Consider the following 19320-nt stretch of genomic DNA (forward strand, 5'->3'; position numbering starts at 1 on the left):
GGCAGACTGGCTCGACCAGGCGGCAAAAGGTGCACGCGAGGAGATCCGGATGTCCATGGCGGGGAATCTACGGAAGGTGGCTCGGCTGGCCCGAGGGCGGCGCCGGGTCGACCTGAGCCATCCTGCCCGGTCCCCGCTGGGCTCCTCCGTGGTGAACTGCGTGGCCTACCAGGACGGCGAGCGGATCCCGGAGGCCGGCGATCTCGTGGAGGCCGTGACGCGGGTGCGCAAGGCCCGTGACGGTTTCGTCTGGCTGGGGCTGCACGAGCCGACGGACGAGGAGTTCGCGGGCATCGCGGACCTCTTCGACCTGCACCCGCTGGCGGTGGAGGACACGGTCAAGGCGCATCAGCGCCCGAAGGTGGAGCGGTACGGCGAGACGCTGTTCGCGGTGTTCAAGACGGTCTGCTACCTCGAGCACGAGAAGCTGACGCCGACCAGCGAGGTGGTCAGCACCGGCGAGATCATGGTGTTCACCGGGCAGGACTTCGTGATCACCGTGCGGCACGGCCGGCACGGCTCGCTCGGTCCGCTGCGCGAGGAGCTGGAGTCCGATCCGGGGCAGCTCGCCAAGGGGCCGGCGGCGGTGCTGCACGCGATCGCGGACCATGTGGTCGACGACTACCTGAACGTCACCGACTCGTTCCAGGAGGACATCGACGAGGTGGAGACCGAGGTGTTCGCGGACGACGGCGCGCGGGTCGATCCGGGGCGGATCTACCAGCTCAAGCGGGAGCTGCTGGAGCTGAAGAGAGCCGTCGTGCCGCTGGGCCGCCCGCTGGAGGAGCTTTCCGCCCGGCCGATGCAGGTGGTCGGCGCGGAGATACAGGCGTACTTCAGGGACGTCCTCGACCACCAGACCCGGGCCAAGGAGCAGATAGCCGCCTTCGACGAACTGCTGAACTCGATTCTCCAGGCCCACCTCGCGCAGGTGACGGTGGCGCAGAACGAGGACATGCGCAAGATCACGGCATGGGCGGCGGTGATCGCCGTGCCGACCATGGTGTGCGGGGTGTACGGCATGAACTTCCAGGTGATGCCGGAGCTCCACTGGCGGTACGGCTATCCGCTGGTCATCTGCCTGATATCGGCCGTGTGCGTGTCGCTGTACCGCGGCTTCCGCCGCAACGGCTGGCTCTGAGCCGCCGGCCCGGGCTCAGCCGTTCCAGGCCGGGTGCCGGGGGTCGTCGGCGCGTACCAGGACGTCGGCGGTGCGGGCGGGGTCGGTCTCGGCGTCGTAGCGCTCGAAGGCAGGCAGCGTCCAGTGCTCGGCCTCCGGGGTGCGGCGGCGCAGGGCACCCGGGGAGAGGAGGACGTGGACGGTCAGGTCGAAGGGGAACCAGTGACGCAGCAGGAGGGGGCCGTGCAGCAACAACGGGGCGCCGGGCGGGAGCTGGACGTAGGCGCTGCGGGTGGCGCGGTCGGTGACCGGGTCCCACAGGTCGGGCAGGACACGTCCGTCACCGCCGGGTTCGAGCGGGCCGAAGACCTCGCGCCACAGGGCGCCGGTGTCGAGCCAGCCGTTGTAGTAGGACTCCTCGTCCCGGTGGCCGTGTTCCAGCCGGAGGGAGGCAGGGCGCAGGAAGCCCTCGGTGCCCACGACCAGCGCGGGGCGGCCGAGGGGCCGCAACACCTCGGCGACGCGGTGGGCCAGGTCGCCCGGGAGGGCGGCGGGGGCACCGTCGAAGGCGATGCGCGGCCAGGGGCTGCCATCGGCGGGCTTCAGGTCGAGCAGGCGCTCGGCGAGGAGGTCGCCGAGCCGTTCCCAGGTGATCGCTTGAAGACGCACACGGCCCATGATGCGTCAGGTTGGAAGCTGGGTGCGGCGGGAGGAGCGTCAGGGTACGCGCCCGGGAATGTACGTCGTATGGCCTCGCGTATGGCCCCGCTCCCGGTCCCCCGGCCGTCCGACGGCCTCCTCGTCCTCCAGCCGCTGCGGCGCAAGCACTGCGCCGCGTGCCGGCGCGGCCCGCTGCCGCTGCTCGTACTGGAGGAAGGGGTGCCGCGGTGCCTGGACTGCGCCGACCTCGGGCACCTGGTCTTCCTGCCGCGCGGCGACACCGCGCTGACGCGCCGGTCGCGGGAGGAGAGCGCGCTGTCGGCGGTGGTGGTGCGGTTCAACCGGCGCAGAAGCCGGTACGAGCGGCGGGGCGTCCTCGTCGAGGAGGCGGCACTCGCCCGCGCGGAGCTGCGGTGCCTGGCGGACGCCGAGGCGCGGCGCCGTCGCCGTGCGCGCGACGCACGGCGACGGGCGGCCGAGGACATACGGTTCGCGGACGCGTTCGCAGCGGAGATCCTGCGGCTCTTTCCCGCCTGCCCGCCGGAGCGCGCGCGGGCCATCGCCGGGCACGCCTCCGTGCGCGGCAGCGGACGGGTCGGCCGCAGCGCGTCGGGGCGCGCGCTGTCCGAGACCGCGGTCATCTCGGCGGTGGCGGCCTCCGTACGCCACCTGGACACGCCGTACGACCGGCTGCTGATGAGCGGGGTGGCACGGCCCGAGGCCCGGCAGCGGATCAGGGCCGCCGTGGACTCGGTGCTGCGGGCCTGGCGGGAGCAGAACCCGCACGCATAGCACCCACCCGAGCCGACGACTCCGCGCGCCCCGCACCACGGGCATACCGGGCTCTGCACCTGGGGCGTGGCGGTCGTATCGTGGCCGGAAAGAGGTGGTGCCCGAGGCAAGGGGGACGGCCATGGCCGATCCCAAGGGTTTCATGACCACACCCCGCCAGGAGTGGCCCCGCAGGCCGGTCGAGGAGCGGGTGCGGGACTGGCACGAGGTATACGTGCCGGGCGGGCTGCTTCCGATCATCAGCAAGCAGGCCGACCGGTGCATGGACTGTGGGGTGCCGTTCTGCCACGAGGCCTGCCCGCTGGGCAATCTGATCCCCGAGTGGAACGACCTGGTGTCCCGGGAGGACTGGCGGGCGGCCGCCGACCGGTTGCACGCGACGAACAACTTCCCCGAGTTCACGGGGCGGTTGTGTCCGGCGCCGTGCGAGGCGGGGTGCGTGCTGGCGATCAACCAGCCGGCGGTCACCATCAAGAACGTCGAGTGCGCGATCGCCGACCGGGCCTGGGAGGAGGGGTTCACCCCGCCGCGCCCGCCGGACCGGCTGTCCGGGCGGACCGTCGCGGTGGTCGGGTCGGGGCCGACCGGGCTCGCCGCGGCCCAGCAGCTGACGCGCGCGGGACACACGGTCGCCCTGTACGAGCGGGACGACCGGCTCGGCGGGCTGATGCGGTACGGCATCCCCGCGTTCAAGATGGAGAAGCACCATCTTGAGCGGCGGTTGGAGCAGATGCTGGCCGAGGGGACGAAGTTCCGTACGTCGACGGAGGTCGGGCGGGATGTCGGGGCCGGGGAGCTGCGAGCGCGCTACGACGCCGTGGTGATCGCCACGGGCGCCACGGCCTGGCGTGAACTATCGGTACCAGGGCGGGAGTTGCTCGGAATCCATCAGGCGATGGAGTACCTGCCGCTGGCCAACCGGGTGTGTGAGGGCGACATGGAGACCTCCCCGGTGTCCGCGGCCGGCCGGCACGTCGTGATCGTCGGCGGCGGGGACACGGGAGCCGACTGCCTGGGCACGGCGGTGCGGCAGGGCGCCGCGTCCGTGACCCAGCTGGACATCTACGCCCAGCCGGGGGCCGAGCGCGACGAGGACCTCGAGCCGTGGCCGACCTACCCGAAGATCTACCGGCTGTCGCCCGCGCACCAGGAGGCGGGCGACCTGGGCACGGCGCCGGCCGCGGACGCCGACGCGCGGCTGTTCGCCGCGTCGACGCTCCGCTTCGCCGGTGACGCCGGCGGGCATGTCCGCGAGTTGCACCTGACCGAGGTGGACGCGGCGCGCCGCCCCCTGCCGGGCACCGAGCGCACGCTCCCGGCCGATCTGGTGCTGCTGGCGCTGGGTTTCTCCGGCCCGTCCCAGGAGGACGGCCTCATCGACCAGTTGGGTCTGCGGCTCACTCCGGGTGGCACGATCGCCCGCGACCCCGCCTTCGCGACCAACGTCCCGGGCGTGTTCGCCGCGGGGGACGCCGCCCGCGGTCAGTCGCTGATCGTCTGGGCCATCGCCGAGGGCCGCGCGGTCGCGGCGGCCGTGGACCACCAGCTGACGGGTGCCTGGAGCCTCCCGTCCCCGATCGGCCCGTACGACCGTCCGATGCGGGTGTGATGCCAACGGCGCCCCACCTGGCAGGCGGGGCGCCGTGGACATCACTCCGTCACGGCTTCCGAGCCACCGCCCCGTAGCCCGGGATGACTCCGTCGTCCTGGCCGGGGACCGGTTCGCCCAGTTCCGGGTGCCACTTGTGGACGACCTCCACGCCGGGGTCGACGAGTTCCAGGCCGTCGAAGAAGCGGGTGAACTCCTCGCGGGTGCGGAGGGCGAGGGTGACGCCTCCCGCCTTCAGTTTGGCCGTGGCCGCCGCAGACTCCTCCGGGGTGAAGTCCGAGGTGGCGTGGGTCATCATCAGGTAGCTGCCGGAGGGCAGTTCGGCGAGGAGACGCGCGACCAGGTCGTGGGCGCCGTCCTCGTCGGTGATGAAGTGGAGCAGCGCCACCAGGGACAGGGCCACGGGTTGACCGAAGTCCAGGACCTTCCCGGCGCCCTCCAGGATCGTGGCCGGGTCGCGGACGTCGGCCTGCACGTACTCGGTGATGCCCCCCGGCGCGCTGCGCAGCAGGGCCGCCGCGTGGGCCAGCACGATCGGATCGTTGTCGCAGTAGACGACACGCGCGTCGGGCTCGACCGACTGGGCGACCTGGTGCAGGTTCGGCTCGGTCGGTATGCCCGTGCCGATGTCCAGGAACTGCCGTACGCCCTGGCCGGCCAGCCACCGCGTCGCCCGGTGCATGAACGCGCGGTTGACCTTGGCCATCACCGGCACCCGCGGGTCGAGTGCCAGCATCTGCCGGCCGAGCTCCTCGTCGACCGGGTAGTTGTCCTTGCCGCCGAGGTACCAGTCGTACATCCGCGCGGGGTGCGGCTTGCTGGTGTCGATCTCGGTCATACGGCACCTCGTAAGCGTCTGGAATGAGCAGTGGTCATGATCAAGTCGGTACCAAGATTAGGGAGTTGAGATAGCCAACAGACAGGGGTCATTCAGGTCAGAAGGAAGTCCGCCTCTCCCGCCTTCGCGCCGTTGATGAACGCCGTCATCTCGTCGGTCGTGTAGATGAGGGCCGGTCCGTCCGGGTCGGTGGACTGACGGACCGCGATCCGGCCGTCGTCCAGCTTCATGGCCTCCAGGCAGTTGCCTCCATTGCCCCCGCTCCACGGCTTGTGCCAGCCCTCGCTGCCGAGTTCACCGGCAGGCATGCCGTTGTAGATCCCGCGGCGCAGCCGCGGCTTGGTCTGGGACGTGATGCGTTCCATTCACAGCTCCTTGCGGAAATCCCGGAGGATCTCCTTCGTGCGATGTGCAGTAGCGGCCTGCGCCGCCATACGGTCCATGACCTCGAGATGGCTCGCCACCTCCTGACGCGCGTCCAGGTAGACCGCGCCGGTCAGGTACTCGCTGTAGACCATGTCCGGCAGTTCGGGCATGGCGAATCGGAACAGCACGACGGGCCCGTACGTGCCGGCGTGCGGCCCCGCGGAGAACGGGGCGACCTGCAACGTCACGTTGGGCAGCTTCGCGGCTTCCAGCAGCCTGTCGATCTGAGCACGCATCACCTCGGGGCCGCCCACCCGCCGGCGCAGTGCGGTCTCGTCCATCACCACCCAGAACCTGGGGGCGTCCGGACGGGTGAGCAGATCCTGGCGTTGCATGCGCAGCGCGACATGGCGCTCTATGTCCTCGGGGCTGGTCTGTCCGACGGCGCCGGACTTGAGCACTCCGCGCGCGTAGTCCTCGGTCTGGAGCAGTCCGGGGACGAAGTGCGGCTCGTAGGACCGGATGAGGGCGGCGGCACCCTCCAGGCTGACGTACATCGAGAACCAGCCCGGCAGGATGTCGTGGAACCGCTGCCACCAGCCCGGCTGGTTGGCGTCCTCGGCCAGCCGCATGAAGGCCTCGGCCTCCTCGTCGGAGACGCCGTATGCCTTCAGCAGCAGTTGGAGGTACGGGATTTTGAGGGCGACCTCGGCCATCTCCATCCGGCGCACGGTGGCGGGGGCCACGTGCAGGATGCGGGCGGCCTCCTCACGCTTGAGCCCCGCGCTCTCCCGCAGGTCCAACAGGCGCCGGCCGAGCACGACCTGCCCGACGGTCGGCGCGGACCGCGGCTCGCTCACACTCCACCTCCACTGACCCAAGAGCGAACTGTACGGACGGACGTGCGGATTCAGGAGGTTCCCGTCATGAATCCCGCACAGCCCTCGGCAACCGCTCGAAGACCCGTTCGAAAATCCGGCGGAGCCGGCGGTCTCAACTGGCGCCGCTCGACGTGCTGTTGCGAGCAGTGTGCCATGGCCCCTGAGCGCGTCAACAACACTCTGCATTTTTCAGAGTGCCACTTGCCAAGTGTTCACGGCGGGGCGATAGTGGCAAGCGTGATTCCGTCTCCGCCCTTAGGAACAGACGCCGCCGCGAGCCCGCTGAGTCGCGGCGCGAGTACGGGAGCGGGCCCCGGCGGGGCCGTCGCCGAGCGTCGGTTCCGTTTCGAGCTGGCCGCGCACCCCGGTTCCCCCGCGCGGGCCAGGCGCCTGACCCGGACCCGGCTGACCGGCTGGTCCGTGTGCGAGGACACCTGCGACGCGGCGGCCCTGGTCGTCTCCGAGCTGGTCACCAACGCCATCGTGCACACCGCCAGCAGGCAGATCGTGTGCGAGCTGCAGGACGAGGACGAGCTGGTGCGCATAGCCGTGCGTGACGAGGGGTGCGCGCCGGGTGAGCCGCAGCCGTCGCCGCGGCAGCCCGAGGAGGAGCACGGAAGGGGACTGCTCCTCGTCGACGCCATGTGTCTGGCCTGGGGAGCCCAGGAGCAGGGCACCGGCCTGGTGGTGTGGGCGGAGCTGCCGCGCCGCACCGCGCCCGCCCGGAGCGACCTGGGCTGGGGCGCCCGCCCCAAGCCGGCCCCCGCCCGCGACACGGGCGACAAGAACGAAGCGCAGGCTCACGGCCAGGCGCACCGGCAGACGCATCGGCAGGCACATCACGGAACGGGGGCCGCATGGCTGTGACCGGCTCCGGCGCCCTGGGCGGCTCCGGCCAGTCGCTCAACCTGGACACGCTCGTACGCCTGGGGCGCAGTCTGCGCACCCACAGCGAACCCCGGCGGCTTTCCGTGCCCGAGGACATGACCGTCCCCCTGGGCTGCGACGCGGTCGCCATCCCTGCCCATCTCGGGCCGCAGCTGATGCCCCGGCTGCCCCGCGTGGGCTGCGTCTACGCCGACCGGGCGCACTGGTGGTGGATCGTCCCCGCGGACTCCGACTACGCCCTGCGCTGGCCCGCCCCGGCCCACTACTCCCCGGGCGCGACGCTCCCCGCCTCTCCGACGGCGCCCACGCTCGTGCACCGCCCGGCGGGCACGATCCCCTACACCCCGCCGATCCCCCTCTATCTGGCCCTGTGCCGGATCACTGGGACGACGCCGGCCTGGTCCCGCACCGTCAGCGCGTAAGGAAAACCGGAGGGGTCGGTAAGCCGACGGGTCACGCCGTGACGCCACCGCCGGACTCTCCGCCCCGGACGATCACCAGGAACGTGTCTGTCGCGAGGTCCATGACAACCTCGGCGGGCAGGCCTTCCAGACGCCGCGCATGCGCGAACTCCTCCGCCGGCCACGACCCGCGCGGACCGCCGGCGGGAAAGCGCTCGAGCACCGTTCGCCCGTTCACCCTGCACCTCCACGTTCAATGCTTACTTGCAGATTTAAACGCCTTGCAGGGGGCGAACGCCTCTCCTGGTGACCCTACTGAGACGTACGTGACACCAGTTCACCACCAAGGGTGCGTTCCACTTCACATTTCCGGACAGTACGAGCACCATCCGCGCTGATCCGCGTACACCCCGTGTTCACGTGTGCGCCGCCGTAGGCACGCCGGTGCCCCGTGACCCGAGGTGAGGGTCACGGGGCACCGCCACGTTCAGTGCCGAGCGGCGAACCCGACGAATTCGGCCCAGGCCTCCGGCTCGACGATCACCGCAGGACGGGCCTTGTCCTTCGAGTCGCGCACGTGCGTGGCGCCCGACCAGGAGGCGACCTCGACGCACTCGCCGCCCGAACCTGTGCTGTAGCTGCTCTTGAACCAAGCCGACTCGGGTACAGCGTTCATTTCTCTCCCAGCAACTTCTCGACGAGGGCCAGCGACTCGCGCGGAGTGAGGGCCTGCGCCCGAAGGATGCCGTACTGATCCTCGATCTCCCTCACCAAGCTCCGCTCCGTGTAGAGACGGCTGTCCTTGTACGCCTCCACGTACGCGATCCTCTGCCCTTCCAACGTGTCGATCAAGGTGAACGGGCCTTCCAATGCAGCATGCTCCTCCCGCTCGATCGGCATCACCTGGATTTCGACGTTGCGACGCTGACCGCACAGCAGGATCTGCTCCAGTTGGCCTCGCATGACGCCCCATCCGCCCAGCGGGCGACGCAGCACGTACTCCTCGATGACAAAGCTGATGGTGGGCATGGGTGTGCGGGAGAAGATCTCCTGCCGTGCCAGGCGGGCGACGACCCGCTCGTTGATGGTCTCCTCGTCCAGCAGCGGCCGCCACATGGTGAATACCGCCCGCGCGTACTCGTCACTCTGCAACAGCCCGGGTACCGCCTTCGTCGCATACACGTGGAGAGCCGCCGCCTTGGCCTCCAACCTGGCCGCATCCCGGAAGAACGCCGGATACTGCGCCCGAGCCACCCCTTCCTTCCCCGCCTTCAACACCCCACCGGCGTTCAGCAGGTCGTCGGCCTGGTCGATGAACCTGGGCGGCGGGATCCGCCTCCCCTGCTCGAAGGAGGCGATCGTCGAGGCCGAGTATCCGACCCGGCCGCCGAACTCCGCCCGGTCGAGCCCCGCCCGTTCACGGCACAGCTTCAACTGCCGTCCGAAGATGTGCAGGATCCCCGAACCGGGCTCGTACTCACGCTCCCGCTCGTCCTCCGCCTGCGTTTCCTCCACGCCCGGCACCTCCCGTACGTACCGCTCCCGCCGAACACCGAACCCGCGCCACGACCGCTCGCGGGACCAACGCGCCGCGCGGAGGGCCGGTCACGCCTCACGCGCGTACAGCCGCGTACCGGCGGCGTACAGCCGATGCCGGTGGCAGCGTCACACCTGGTCGACGTCACGTACAGGCAGCGAACGTTTACCCCATGAGATCAGCGACTTCCCCACGAGGGCGTACGCCGCGGGACCGGGCAGCGGTGCGTGAGTTCGCGATGCGGTTCACGTCGACACCGCGAGGGGCGCGGCTGGCCCGCCGGCTGGTGGCGCACCGGCTGAACGACTGGGGGCATCCGTACGCCTCGTCCGTGAACGAGACCGTCACCCTGATCACGGCGGAACTGACCGCGAACGCCGTCCGGCACGGTCATGTCCCCGGGCGGGACTTCCATCTCCGGCTCGCGGAGAGCCGGGGCATCCTGCGCGTCGAGGTCACGGACACCCGTACCGAGCGGCTGCCCGCACGCGGGGAGCCGTGTCCTGACGGGGAGTCGGGGCGCGGTCTGCTCCTGATCGAGGCCCTGGCGGACGGCTGGGGTGTGGTTCCCCGGCCTGCCGGTCCCGGCAAGACCGTATGGGCGGAGTGCGCCTGCCCCGTATGACCGGCATGTCGCACGGGCCCCAAGTGGTCACCGTACGTGTCGACTTGGCGGGGGTTGTCGTGGGCACGATCTCTGCATTCCGTTCCATGAGCGTTCAACTCGCCGTCCCCGCACGGGTCGTGTGCCGTCCCTACGGTCCTTGAGGTCTGCCAAGGAAGGGACTCATGGACACACTTCTCGCGATCCGGGCGAGCGGGACGACCAAGTGTTTCGGCGATGTCGTCGCGCTCGACGGCGTCGATCTGACCGTGGAGCGTGGCAAGATCCACGGCTTGGTCGGACCGAACGGCGCCGGCAAGACGACACTGCTCGGTCTGCTGCTGGGCCTGGCCGTCGCCGACAGCGGGTCCCTCGAGATCCTGGGCACGCCGGTCGGGCGGGCGCTCGCCGCTCCCGACGGTGTCGCCGGGTTCGTGGACGGGCCCGGTCTCTACCCCTCGCTCACCGCACGGCAGAACCTCGCCGCGCTGGCCGCTCTGCGCGGCCTCGACGCGCGGGCGGCGGGGATCGACGACGTGCTCGACCAGGTCGGGCTCACCGATGTCGCCGAGGATCCGGCCCGTGGCTTCTCCCTCGGGATGCGTCAGCGGCTGGGACTCGCCGCGGCCCTGCTCACCAAGCCCCGGCTGCTCGTGCTCGACGAACCCGCCAACGGCCTCGACCCGGCCGGCAAGAACCACGTGCACGGAGTCCTCACCCGGCTCGCGGCGGACGGCACCTGCGTCGTGCTGTCGAGCCACCGCATGGAGGACCTGGAGGCGCTGTGCTCCGAGGTCACCATCCTGGCCACCGGCCGGGTGGTCTTCTCCGGCCCGCTGAGCAAGCTGGCCGCCGAGAACCGCGAACTCGACTACCGGCTGCTCACCTCCGATCCGCAGGCCGCCCGCCAACTGGCCGACGGCACGGCCGGGATCCGCGTCGCCGACGGCGCCGGGGCGCGGTACGGCGCCGAGACGCTCGTCGTGCGCGCGCCGGTGCCCGCTCTCGACGAACTGGTGGCGCGGCTCGTGGGCGCGGGCATCGCGTTGCGCGAACTCGCCCCCGTGGTGTCGCCGTTGGAGGCCGCGTTCCTCGCCCTGACCGAGCAGCAGGAGGCCGGCCGATGACCGCGACCGCCACTCCCGAGCGCGCCGTCGGCGCCCGCCGCGTCCCGGTGGCCCGCGCCTACCGCTTCGAACTGGTCAAGCTGGTCTCGCAATGGCGGATCCGCCTGCTGGTCCTCGCCTGCTGGATCGTTCCTGCGCTCTTCGTCGCCGCGGTGAGCCTGCAGAGCACGCTCCCCTCCGACACCCTCTTCGGCCGCTGGATGCACGCCACCGGGTGGGCCGGGCCGCTGGTGATGCTCGGTTTCGCGGGCACCTGGGCGCTCCCGATGCTGACTTCGGTGGTCGCCGGCGACGTGTTCGCCGCCGAGGACCGGCTCGGCACCTGGCGCCACCTGCTCGTGGCGGTCCGTTCGCCCCGGCGGATCTTCGCGGCGAAGGCGCTGTCGGGCCTGACCGTCATCCTGCTGCTCGTGGCCGGACTGGCCTGTTCGAGCACGGTCGGCGGCGTCCTCGCGGTCGGCAACCAGCCGTTGGTCGGCCTCGACGGCCACCTGCTGACGCCGGCGGACGCCGCCGGCAAGGTCCTCCTCGCCTGGCTCTGCGTACTCGCCCCCACCCTGGCCCTCGCCGCGATCGGACTGCTCGGGTCCGTCGCGCTGGGGCGGTCCCCGATGGGGCTGCTGCTGCCCGCGCTCACCGCGCTCGCGATGCAGCTCGCCCAGATGCTGCCGCTGCCCGTCGCCGTACGCCTCGCCCTGCCCGGCTACGCCTTCATCGCCTGGAACGGCCTGTTCACCAGCCCGGCGCAGCTCGGCCCGCTCCTGATCGGCATCGTGGTCGCCCTGGCGTGGACGGTGGCCGCCACGGCCCTGGCGTATCTGCTCTTCCTGCGGCGCGACTTCACCAACCCGGCCTACGACGGCTCCGGGCGCCGCGCGATCACCACCGGACTCCTGCCGCTGGCCGGGCTGACCGCCCTCACGGTCGCGGTCGTCGCCGTGGCGACGCCGTCGACGGGCTCCGGAATCGAGCAGGACAAGGTGCAGCGGTCGGTCGCCACGGCGTTCGCGCACCTCTACCGCATGCAGACCGAGCAGCTCAACCGCCCGGACGTCACCGAGGCGCGGCTGCGGGTCACGGCGGCGTGCGACAAGGGCGGCGGCCAGATCACCGCACAGGGGCCGGGCAATGACTGGCGCTGCGTCGTCACCTGGCATCTCCCCGGCGTCGAGGCCCCGGGGACCGCCATCTACCAGCTCGACGTCACCGCGGACGGCCGGTTCGTGGCCGACGGCGACGGACCGAAGGAAGTGAACGGCTACTTCCTGGTGCGGACCCCGACAGGGGACACACCGAACCCGCTCTGGCAGTTCGACGGCAACGTCGAACTTCTTTCCACCACCCCGAAGGGATAACTCAATGCAGGTCACACGCCGCCGCGTGCATGCCGAGACGAACGCTTCAGGCCTTCTCGGCCGACGGACCGGCAGCCGGAGAACCGTCATGACGGCAGCCGCCACCGCTGTCGTCCTCGCCGCCAGCGCCGGCATCGGTTTCGCCGCGACACACCAGTTCGGCACCGGCCAGGTCGGCCAGACCACCGCCTTGGGCCAGCTGATCTCCAGCGACCAGTACATCGCCCCGATCGGCGAGCGCCTCGTCATCAACAACGGCAAGATCATGTCGTCCTCGGTCAGCCCGGACGGCACCCACGTCGCGGCCTCGGTCACCGACGGTGGAATGGCGCTGGCCATCGTGGACCTGAAGGACTGGAAGGTTCAGCAGCTCATCGGCAACAACGCGGCCGCGGACCTGCGCATCAGCGGCAACGACGTGGGCCAGGAAGGCCCCACGTACTCGCCCGACGGTTCGCAGCTGTGGCTGGGCCAGGCTGACGGCTACCGCAAGTTCACCGTGAACCCGGACGGCACCGTCGCCAACCCTACGTTCATCCCGATCCCGAAGGACGGGTCCAAGCGCGCGCTCGTGAGTGCTGCGGTGTTCTCGGCCGACGGCAAGACCGTGTACTCCGCGGTCAACGGCCAGAACCGCGTGGTCGCCATCAACGCGGCGACCGGGGCCATCGAGCAGAGCTGGACCGTGGGCAACGCCCCGCGTGGCATGGTCCAGGTCGGCACCAAGCTCTACGTCAGCAACGAGGGCGGGCGTCCGGCGAAGTCCGGCGACACCACGATCAACTCGTACGGCACCCAGGTGCCGGCCGACCCGGAGACCGGCGCCACCACCACGGGCACGGTCAGCGTCATCGACCTGGCGAACCCGGCTGCCGCCGTCGGGAACATCGACGTCGGTCTGCACCCGACCGCCATGTACGCCAAGAAGGGGGCGGTGTTCGTCACCAACACCGCCACCAACGACGTGTCGGTCATCGACACCCGCCGCGACAAGGTCGTGCAGACCATCGCCACCCAGCCGTGGCCGGAGGCGTCGGTGGGCTACCACCCCAACGCGGTGACGCTCACCGACGACGGTCATCTGCTGGTGACGCTCGGCGGCGCCAACGCGGTCGCCGTCTACCGGTACACGTCCCCGCAGGAGCCGGTCAGCTATGTCGGACTGCTCCCGACGGACTACGTCCCCGCGGAGATCGCCACCGTCGGCAACGAGATAGTGGTCTCCAACACCCGTGGTATCGACGCCCGCCGCCCCACCAACAGCGCCGGGCACGGCACCCACGACACGACGTCGAGCGTGCAGCGGTTCACGCTGCCGGACGACAACGTCATCAAGTCCGAGACAGCAAGGATCTTCAAGCGGAACGGCTGGACCAACGGCTCGGTCAAGCTGGCCGAGGGCAAGGGCCTGGGCCGGACCCCGGTGCCGGTCCCGACGAAGCTCGGCGACCCCTCGACGATCAAGCACGTCTTCATGATCGTCAAGGAGAACCGGACCTACGACCAGGTCTTCGGCGACATCCCGCAGGGCAACGGCGACCCGTCGCTGACGCAGTTCGGCGAGAACGTGACGCCGAACCAGCACGCGCTGGCCAAGCAGTTCGGGCTGTACGACAACACGTACGACATCGGCACCAACTCGGCCGAGGGTCACAACTGGCTGATGCAGGCCGACAACCCGGAGTACACCGAGTCCTCGGCCGGTGAGTACGTGCGCAGTTACGACACCGAGGACGACGCTCTCGGCCACCAGCGGACCGGCTTCATCTGGAGCGGTGCGCAGGCGGCGGGCAAGACGGTTCGAAACTTCGGCGAGTTCCACCAGTTCCTGACCAAGCCGGCGGACGCGACCTGGCAGAACCTGTACTGCGACAGCAAGAACATGGAGGCGAACGGTCAGGACACCGCCTACACCCTGAAGTCGTCCTCCCCGATCCCGTCGCTCAACGACGTGTCGGTGCCCGGCTTCCCGAAGTACGACCTCAGCGTCCCGGACGTCTACCGGGCCCAGATCTGGAAGCGTGACTTCGAGAAGAACGGGCCGGCGAACCTGAACATGTTCTGGCTCTCCAGCGACCACACCGGCGGTCCGGCGAGCGCGGCCGCGCAGGTCGCGGACAACGACCTCGCGGTCGGCAAGATCGTCGACACGATCTCGCACAGCAAGTACTGGAAGGACTCGGCGATCTTCGTTGTCGAGGACGACTCCCAGGCCGGCCTCGACCACGTCGACGGCCACCGTGCCCCGATCCAGATCATCAGCCCCTGGGCCCAGCGCGGCACCGTCGACAGCCGCTACTACTCGCAGATCACGATGATCCGCACCATCGAGCAGATCCTCGGGATCCACCCGATGAACCAGAAGGACAGCGCGGCCAGCCCGATGCGTGGGGCCTTCACCGAGGAGCCGGACTTCACGCCGTTCACCGCTCTGCCCAACCGGACCCCGCTGACCGATGGTGTGAAGACCGCGCCTTCCTGCGGCCTGGACACCCCGGCGCCGCAGAACCCCAAGGCGGCGGCCGTGGCGCCGGCGACGGTGCCGGCGGACCAGCAGGTGGTCGCGGCGAAGTGGGACAACTGGAAGTCGAAGCAGCGGCTGACCGGTCCCAACGCCAAGCCCGACTTCGCGAACCCCGCTCAGATGAACCACTTCACGTGGTACGAGACGCACGGGTGGAGCAAGCCGTACCCCGGCGAGAAGAAGATCTTCGCGCCGGAGGACGTGCCGGGCGCGTACATCCCGTCGCCGGAGTCGGACGGCTGACGGCTGACGGCTGACGGCTGACGGCTGCTTGATCGCGTGAAGGGGCCCCTGACCGGCGGTGATGCCGGCCAGGGGCCTTCGCGGTCCCGCTGAACCACGTCCAGGTCCCGCAGATAATTCGGCTGCGCCACCAAGGGCGGGCGCGCATGATCGGGAAGTCGGCGGTCGTGCCGGAGGCGGAAGAAGGGGACGGGGCGTGAGTGTGGTGAGTGGTGTCGTGCTGCGGCGGGCCGGTGCAGGGGACGCGCGGGATGCCGCCGACGTGTGGTTGCGGTCCTTCGCCGCCGCGCTGCCGGGCGTCGCGAGGCCGCACTCCGACGACGCGGTGCGCGCCTGGTTCCGGGAGGTGGTGGTGCCGCGGCAGGAGACCTGGGTCGCCGAGGACGGCGGTGGCAGCGGCGTCATGGGGGTCATGGTGCTCGACGACGACATGCTGGAGCAGTTGTACCTCGCCCCGGACTGGCGAGGCCGCGGCCTCGGCGACCGCTTCGTCGCCCTCGCCAAGGAGCGCAGGCCGCGGGGCCTTTCCCTGTGGACCTTCCAGGTCAACCGTCCCGCCCACCGCTTCTACGAGCGCCACGGCTTCGTGGCCGCCGAGTACACCGACGGCAGCGGGAACGAGGAGCGGGAGCCGGACGTGCGGTACGTGTGGCGGCCGTGAGTCCGGGCCGGGCCGGCTAACGCCGGGCGTACTTGTCCGTCGCGGCCACCAGGGCTTCCACCACGCCCGGTGCTCCCGAGTCGTGACCGGCCTCGTCGACGACGGTCAACTCGCTGTCCGGCCAGGCCCGGTGGAGGCGCCAGGGGGTGCCGAGGAGGTTGCCGAAGTCGAGGCTGCCCTGGATGAGGGTGCCGGGAACGCCCTTGAGCCTGTGGGCGTCGCGCAGCACCACGCCCTCGTCGTTGCCGTCGCCGAGGAAGTGGTCGTTGCCGAAGTAGTGCGTGACCGTACGGGCGAAGCCCATGCGGAACGCGGGGTCCTCGTAGCGCTCGACGGAGCGGGGCGGAGCGGGGATGGTCGCCGTCTCCCAGTCGGTCCAGGCGCGCGCGGCCCGCTCGCGCACCGCCGGGTCGGGCGACTCGATCAGCCGGTTGAAGGCGGCAGCGAGGTTTCCGGCGCGGTCCGGCACGGGCAGCTCGGCGAGGAACCGCTCGAAGGCCTCGGGGAAGACCCTCCCCAGGCCGTGGGTCAGCAGGGTCACCTCGGGGTTGGAGCCGGTCGCGATCCCCGTCAGCACCAGCTCGGAGACCACGCCGGGATGCGTCTGCGCATAGCGCAGCGCCAGCACCGATCCCCACGAAGCGCCCCACACCAGCCACCGCTCGACGCCCAGGTGCCGCCGCAGCAGCTCGAGGTCGGCCATCAGGTGCGCGGTCGTGTTGACGCTCATGTCGGTGCCGTACACGCTCGCGTGCGGCGTGGATCGACCGCAGCCGCGCTGGTCGAGCAGCACGATCCGGTACGCGGCCGGGTCGCAGTAGCGCCGGTGGCCCGGCGTGCACCCGGAGCCCGGCCCGCCGTGCAGCATCACCGCCGGCTTGCCGCGGGGGTTGCCGCAGACCTCCCAGTACACGCGGTTGCCGTCGCCGACGTCGAGCATGCCCTGGTCGTACGGTTCGATCTCCGGATACAGGCCCACCGGGGCACCGTAACGGGCGTACGGCGGCCACGTCGCCTCATTTCCCCAGGTGACCGGGGGCTATCCCACCGGAAGCCCCGCCGCTCGGGCCGCCGTCCGCAGGACGTCCCGAAGCATGCCCGGGGTGAGCTTGCCGGTGAAGGTGTTGCGCTGGCTGACGTGGAAGCAGCCGAAGAGGTCGAGGCCGTCGAGGGACACCCGGGTGCCGTGGGCGAAGGGCGGGCGGGGGCGGGGTACCGGCCAGCCGGCTTCGGCGAAGGCCGGAAGAGCCGCCTGCCAGCCGAAGGCGCCCAGGACGACCGCGGCGCGGAGGGTGGGGCGCAGCAGGGTCAGTTCCTGGACCAGCCAGGGGCGGCAGGTGTCGCGTTCGCCGGGGGTGGGCTTGTTGGCGGGGGGCGCGCAGTGCACGGGCGCGGTGACGCGTACCCCGTACAGCTCCAGGCCGTCGTCGGCGGAGGTGGAGGTGGGCTGGGAGGCCAGGCCCAGCTCGTACAGCGTCTCGTACAGCACGTCGCCGGAGCGGTCGCCGGTGAACATGCGGCCGGTGCGGTTGCCGCCGTGCGCCGCCGGGGCCAGTCCGACGATCAGCAGGCGGGCGTCCGCCGGTCCGTAGCCCGGTACCGGACGGCCCCAGTACGTCCAGTCGGCGAACGCGGCCCGCTTGGTGCGGGCCACTTCCTCCCGCCAGGCGACCAGCCGCGGGCAGGCCCGGCAGCAGGCGATCCGCTCGTCGAGGGCGGCGAGGGTGTTGCTGTCCATGGCTCCACGGTAATTACCTCCGGGCCGGAGCGGTCGGGCCGCTAAGGTCGGACACATGGCTTCGCAGGACGACCGAGACGTGGATCCGAAGACCGCCGCCGCCGTCGCCGCCGCCGAGGCGGCCGGGCCCGCGAGCGGGGAGAACGTGCGGATCGACAGCTGGATCTGGGCCGTCCGGCTGGTCAAGACCCGCTCCGTCGGCGCCACCGCGTGCCGGGGCGGGCATGTCCGGGTGAACGGGGAGCGGGTGAAGCCCGCCCACTCGGTGCGCGTCGGCGACGAGGTGCGGCTGCGGCACGAGGGCCGCGAGCGGATCGTCGTCGTCAAGCGGCTGATCCGCAAGCGCGTGGGCGCTCCCGTCGCCGTCCAGTGCTACGTGGACAACTCCCCGCCGCCCCCGCCCCGCGAGGCCATCGCCCCGATCGGCATCCGCGACCGCGGCACCGGCCGCCCGACCAAGCGCGATCGCCGCGAGCTGGAACGCCTGCGGGACCTGGGCGGTCCGGGTGGTTCCGGAGGCAGCCCGGAGAGCCGTCCCAAGGGGCGGTGACGCCGGTCCGGGCGCGCGGTGAGCCGGTCCGGGCGCGCCGCGGTCCGGACGGCCACGCCCGTCACGCCTGCCGCCGCACCAGCCGCAGCAGCTGTGCGTTGTGGTCCCGCCGCGCCCAGGCGATGACCGCCAGCGGAACGATCAGGACGATCGGGGTCGCCGCGTTCTGCCCGTCGAAGGCGGTCATCTGCACGATGAACGCCCCCACCATCAGCGCGCTCAGCGCCACCGCCGACACCGACTGGAGCACCGGGATCAGCAGCGCCACGCCCCCGGCCAGCTCCAGCACCCCGATGCTGTACATGCCCGCGCTCCCCCAGCCCATCTCGTCGAAGATCTCGACCGCCGTCGGATGCGCGATGAGCTTGGGCAGCGCACTGGCGAACACGAAGAACAGCCCGAGCAGCACTTGCACGACCCGCAGCGCCACACGGGCCGCGCGGCGGCCGGAGGCGGACGGCTCGGCGGCGACGGACGACGGGACGGCCGTGGTGGGCGCGGTGGTCGCGGTGGTCGCGGTGGATGCGATGGGCGAGGTGCGCTCGGACATGTGGGTCTCCCTGCGTGCGGCGATGAGGAGCGGCTGTGGTGCTTTCGCAGGGGTAGACCGGGCCGCACCCCGGAACTCATCGCTGTCCGGGCTCCGTCAAAGACACTCCTTCCGCACCTCCGGCACCGCCCTCACCCATGTCCCGTCCTCCGTCAGATACCGGTCCACCCTCAGGCCCCCCTCCGCCAGCGCCTCCTCGAACTCGTCCTTGGTCAGCGGCCGGGACCGGAAGGTCTGGGTCCAGGTCGCGTCCGGGAACACGTACTCCGCGCGCACCCTGTTCACCCCGTCCCCGACCGGCTCGGCCGACAGGATCCGCACCGTGAAACCTGCCGGGTCCATCCGCTCGCGCGGAACATTGATGTGGTAGTCGCCGCCCTCCCGCTGGATCAGTACGCAGCCGCCCTCCGCGACATGCCGTGCGCAGGTGCGCAGCAGCCCTCGCCGTACCTCGGGGTCGCCCGTGTGCACCAGGAACGACGCGAGCACCACGGCGTCGAAGGTCTCCCCCGCGTCCAGGCTCTCGATGGGGCTGCATATGGTCCGCGCCCCGCGCACCCGCTCCAGCATGTCCGGTGACTCGTCCACCGCCGTGACCGTGAAGCCACGCTCCAGCAGCGGACGGGTCACACGGCCCACACCGCAGCCCAGCTCCAGGATGTGCGCGCCCGCGGGCACGGCCGCCGTGATGACGTCCGGCTCGCTCCCCACGGGCAGCCGCGCGTACAGCTCCACGGCGCAGCCGTCCGGCGTGATCGCTCCCGGTCCCGTCCCCTGATGACCCTCGCGCATTCTCAGCTCCATGCCCGAACAACGGCCCGCCTCCGCACAGCCGTTCCCCTCCCGGCCCGGTTCACCCGTCCGAGTGAGGCCGGC

At 71.1% G+C, this 19320-nt stretch carries 22 protein-coding genes; 11 read left to right on the forward strand and 11 right to left on the reverse strand.

Going from position 1 to position 19320, the window contains the following annotated elements; translation table 11 throughout:
- The first annotated feature begins 49 nt into the window (after positions 1–49).
- Positions 50–1141, forward strand: coding sequence for a magnesium and cobalt transport protein CorA (locus ACWEK3_RS08170; protein ID WP_390726734.1), 1092 nt, complete (start codon positions 50–52; stop codon positions 1139–1141).
- 15 nt (positions 1142–1156) lie between these two features.
- On the opposite strand, the gene ACWEK3_RS08175 is transcribed toward ACWEK3_RS08170, so the two are convergent.
- The gene (locus ACWEK3_RS08175) at positions 1157–1798 is read right to left on the reverse strand and encodes a uridine kinase (protein WP_450537996.1); all 642 of its coding nucleotides are present in this window, start codon (positions 1796–1798) and stop codon (positions 1157–1159) included.
- Positions 1799–1879: 81 nt separating this feature from the next.
- Here ACWEK3_RS08175 and ACWEK3_RS08180 point away from each other — a divergent pair, with 81 nt between their 5' ends.
- Both ACWEK3_RS08180 and ACWEK3_RS08185 read left to right on the forward strand, forming a co-directional pair.
- Positions 1880–2572 (forward strand): DUF2293 domain-containing protein, encoded by a 693-nt coding sequence (locus ACWEK3_RS08180; RefSeq protein ID WP_453249218.1) that lies wholly within the window; start codon positions 1880–1882, stop codon positions 2570–2572.
- 121 nt (positions 2573–2693) lie between these two features.
- A complete protein-coding gene (locus ACWEK3_RS08185) occupies positions 2694–4181 on the forward strand; it encodes a glutamate synthase subunit beta (protein WP_450537992.1) in 1488 nt (495 codons plus the stop codon).
- Between the two features lie 49 nt (positions 4182–4230).
- Here the strand turns inward: ACWEK3_RS08185 and ACWEK3_RS08190 are convergent, their stop codons facing one another.
- The 3 genes from ACWEK3_RS08190 to ACWEK3_RS08200 all read right to left on the reverse strand — a co-directional run bounded on the left by ACWEK3_RS08190 (position 4231) and on the right by ACWEK3_RS08200 (position 6245).
- On the reverse strand, positions 4231–5019 hold the full coding sequence (locus ACWEK3_RS08190) for an SAM-dependent methyltransferase (RefSeq protein ID WP_390726664.1): 789 nt from the start codon (positions 5017–5019) through the stop codon (positions 4231–4233).
- A 92-nt stretch (positions 5020–5111) separates the two neighbouring features.
- Positions 5112–5384, reverse strand: coding sequence for a DUF397 domain-containing protein (locus tag ACWEK3_RS08195; RefSeq protein WP_450537990.1), 273 nt, complete (start codon positions 5382–5384; stop codon positions 5112–5114).
- Positions 5385–6245, reverse strand: coding sequence for a helix-turn-helix domain-containing protein (locus ACWEK3_RS08200; protein WP_390726662.1), 861 nt, complete (start codon positions 6243–6245; stop codon positions 5385–5387).
- A 249-nt stretch (positions 6246–6494) separates the two neighbouring features.
- Between ACWEK3_RS08200 and ACWEK3_RS08205 the strand changes: the two genes are divergently transcribed.
- Positions 6495–7133, forward strand: a complete 639-nt coding sequence (locus tag ACWEK3_RS08205) for an ATP-binding protein (protein ID WP_450537988.1) — start codon at positions 6495–6497, stop codon at positions 7131–7133.
- Positions 7124–7576 (forward strand): hypothetical protein, encoded by a 453-nt coding sequence (locus ACWEK3_RS08210; RefSeq protein ID WP_450537986.1) that lies wholly within the window; start codon positions 7124–7126, stop codon positions 7574–7576. The genes ACWEK3_RS08205 and ACWEK3_RS08210 overlap by 10 nt, the downstream gene beginning before the upstream one ends.
- A 31-nt stretch (positions 7577–7607) precedes the next feature.
- On the opposite strand, the gene ACWEK3_RS08215 is transcribed toward ACWEK3_RS08210, so the two are convergent.
- The 3 genes from ACWEK3_RS08215 to ACWEK3_RS08225 all read right to left on the reverse strand — a co-directional run bounded on the left by ACWEK3_RS08215 (position 7608) and on the right by ACWEK3_RS08225 (position 9070).
- The gene (locus ACWEK3_RS08215) at positions 7608–7793 is read right to left on the reverse strand and encodes a hypothetical protein (protein WP_450537984.1); all 186 of its coding nucleotides are present in this window, start codon (positions 7791–7793) and stop codon (positions 7608–7610) included.
- A 249-nt stretch (positions 7794–8042) separates the two neighbouring features.
- Complete coding sequence (locus tag ACWEK3_RS08220; RefSeq protein ID WP_450537983.1) at positions 8043–8231, reverse strand: DUF397 domain-containing protein; 189 nt, start codon at positions 8229–8231, stop codon at positions 8043–8045.
- Positions 8228–9070, reverse strand: coding sequence for a helix-turn-helix domain-containing protein (locus ACWEK3_RS08225; protein WP_453249219.1), 843 nt, complete (start codon positions 9068–9070; stop codon positions 8228–8230). Before ACWEK3_RS08225 ends, ACWEK3_RS08220 begins: the two co-directional genes overlap by 4 nt.
- Positions 9071–9264: 194 nt before the next feature.
- Between ACWEK3_RS08225 and ACWEK3_RS08230 the strand changes: the two genes are divergently transcribed.
- The 5 genes from ACWEK3_RS08230 to ACWEK3_RS08250 all read left to right on the forward strand — a co-directional run bounded on the left by ACWEK3_RS08230 (position 9265) and on the right by ACWEK3_RS08250 (position 15606).
- Entirely contained in the window at positions 9265–9717 is a 453-nt protein-coding gene (locus tag ACWEK3_RS08230) for an ATP-binding protein (RefSeq protein WP_450537980.1), read from the forward strand.
- A 164-nt stretch (positions 9718–9881) separates the two neighbouring features.
- Positions 9882–10823, forward strand: coding sequence for an ABC transporter ATP-binding protein (locus ACWEK3_RS08235; RefSeq protein ID WP_450537979.1), 942 nt, complete (start codon positions 9882–9884; stop codon positions 10821–10823).
- Positions 10820–12178, forward strand: a complete 1359-nt coding sequence (locus ACWEK3_RS08240; protein ID WP_453249220.1) for an ABC transporter permease — start codon at positions 10820–10822, stop codon at positions 12176–12178. Before ACWEK3_RS08235 ends, ACWEK3_RS08240 begins: the two co-directional genes overlap by 4 nt.
- 4 nt (positions 12179–12182) lie before the next feature.
- On the forward strand, positions 12183–14945 hold the full coding sequence (locus ACWEK3_RS08245) for an alkaline phosphatase family protein (RefSeq protein WP_453249221.1): 2763 nt from the start codon (positions 12183–12185) through the stop codon (positions 14943–14945).
- Between the two features lie 202 nt (positions 14946–15147).
- Positions 15148–15606, forward strand: a complete 459-nt coding sequence (locus tag ACWEK3_RS08250; protein ID WP_450538055.1) for an N-acetyltransferase family protein — start codon at positions 15148–15150, stop codon at positions 15604–15606.
- Between the two features lie 16 nt (positions 15607–15622).
- On the opposite strand, the gene pip is transcribed toward ACWEK3_RS08250, so the two are convergent.
- Positions 15623–16585 carry a prolyl aminopeptidase gene (pip, locus tag ACWEK3_RS08255; RefSeq protein WP_453249222.1) on the reverse strand — a complete coding sequence of 321 codons (963 nt, stop codon included), beginning with the start codon at positions 16583–16585 and terminating at the stop codon, positions 15623–15625.
- Between the two features lie 60 nt (positions 16586–16645).
- Complete coding sequence (locus ACWEK3_RS08260; RefSeq protein ID WP_450537972.1) at positions 16646–17344, reverse strand: uracil-DNA glycosylase; 699 nt, start codon at positions 17342–17344, stop codon at positions 16646–16648.
- 55 nt (positions 17345–17399) lie between these two features.
- Between ACWEK3_RS08260 and ACWEK3_RS08265 the strand changes: the two genes are divergently transcribed.
- Entirely contained in the window at positions 17400–17894 is a 495-nt protein-coding gene (locus ACWEK3_RS08265) for an RNA-binding S4 domain-containing protein (protein WP_453249223.1), read from the forward strand.
- A gap of 61 nt (positions 17895–17955) precedes the next feature.
- On the opposite strand, the gene ACWEK3_RS08270 is transcribed toward ACWEK3_RS08265, so the two are convergent.
- Both ACWEK3_RS08270 and ACWEK3_RS08275 read right to left on the reverse strand, forming a co-directional pair.
- The gene (locus tag ACWEK3_RS08270) at positions 17956–18444 is read right to left on the reverse strand and encodes a DoxX family protein (RefSeq protein WP_453249224.1); all 489 of its coding nucleotides are present in this window, start codon (positions 18442–18444) and stop codon (positions 17956–17958) included.
- 96 nt (positions 18445–18540) lie between these two features.
- The gene (locus ACWEK3_RS08275) at positions 18541–19236 is read right to left on the reverse strand and encodes a class I SAM-dependent methyltransferase (RefSeq protein ID WP_453249225.1); all 696 of its coding nucleotides are present in this window, start codon (positions 19234–19236) and stop codon (positions 18541–18543) included.
- Between the last annotated feature and the right edge of the window lie 84 nt (positions 19237–19320).

This window comes from Streptomyces sp. NPDC004721, assembly GCF_053601495.1.

Excerpts from the sequence above, each read along its gene's own strand:
- ACWEK3_RS08170 (WP_390726734.1), top strand. The coding sequence starts at position 50 with ATGTCCATGGCGGGGAATCTACGGAAGGTGGCTCGGCTGGCCCGAGGG.
- ACWEK3_RS08235 (WP_450537979.1), top strand. The coding sequence starts at position 9,882 with ATGGACACACTTCTCGCGATCCGGGCGAGCGGGACGACCAAGTGTTTC.
- ACWEK3_RS08230 (WP_450537980.1), top strand. The coding sequence starts at position 9,265 with ATGAGATCAGCGACTTCCCCACGAGGGCGTACGCCGCGGGACCGGGCA.
- ACWEK3_RS08220 (WP_450537983.1), bottom strand. The coding sequence starts at position 8,231 with ATGAACGCTGTACCCGAGTCGGCTTGGTTCAAGAGCAGCTACAGCACA.
- ACWEK3_RS08195 (WP_450537990.1), bottom strand. The coding sequence starts at position 5,384 with ATGGAACGCATCACGTCCCAGACCAAGCCGCGGCTGCGCCGCGGGATC.
- ACWEK3_RS08180 (WP_453249218.1), top strand. The coding sequence starts at position 1,880 with ATGGCCCCGCTCCCGGTCCCCCGGCCGTCCGACGGCCTCCTCGTCCTC.
- ACWEK3_RS08260 (WP_450537972.1), bottom strand. The coding sequence starts at position 17,344 with ATGGACAGCAACACCCTCGCCGCCCTCGACGAGCGGATCGCCTGCTGC.
- ACWEK3_RS08270 (WP_453249224.1), bottom strand. The coding sequence starts at position 18,444 with ATGTCCGAGCGCACCTCGCCCATCGCATCCACCGCGACCACCGCGACC.
- ACWEK3_RS08190 (WP_390726664.1), bottom strand. The coding sequence starts at position 5,019 with ATGACCGAGATCGACACCAGCAAGCCGCACCCCGCGCGGATGTACGAC.
- ACWEK3_RS08275 (WP_453249225.1), bottom strand. The coding sequence starts at position 19,236 with ATGCGCGAGGGTCATCAGGGGACGGGACCGGGAGCGATCACGCCGGAC.
- ACWEK3_RS08245 (WP_453249221.1), top strand. The coding sequence starts at position 12,183 with ATGCAGGTCACACGCCGCCGCGTGCATGCCGAGACGAACGCTTCAGGC.
- ACWEK3_RS08265 (WP_453249223.1), top strand. The coding sequence starts at position 17,400 with ATGGCTTCGCAGGACGACCGAGACGTGGATCCGAAGACCGCCGCCGCC.
- ACWEK3_RS08210 (WP_450537986.1), top strand. The coding sequence starts at position 7,124 with ATGGCTGTGACCGGCTCCGGCGCCCTGGGCGGCTCCGGCCAGTCGCTC.
- ACWEK3_RS08240 (WP_453249220.1), top strand. The coding sequence starts at position 10,820 with ATGACCGCGACCGCCACTCCCGAGCGCGCCGTCGGCGCCCGCCGCGTC.
- ACWEK3_RS08185 (WP_450537992.1), top strand. The coding sequence starts at position 2,694 with ATGGCCGATCCCAAGGGTTTCATGACCACACCCCGCCAGGAGTGGCCC.
- ACWEK3_RS08175 (WP_450537996.1), bottom strand. The coding sequence starts at position 1,798 with ATGGGCCGTGTGCGTCTTCAAGCGATCACCTGGGAACGGCTCGGCGAC.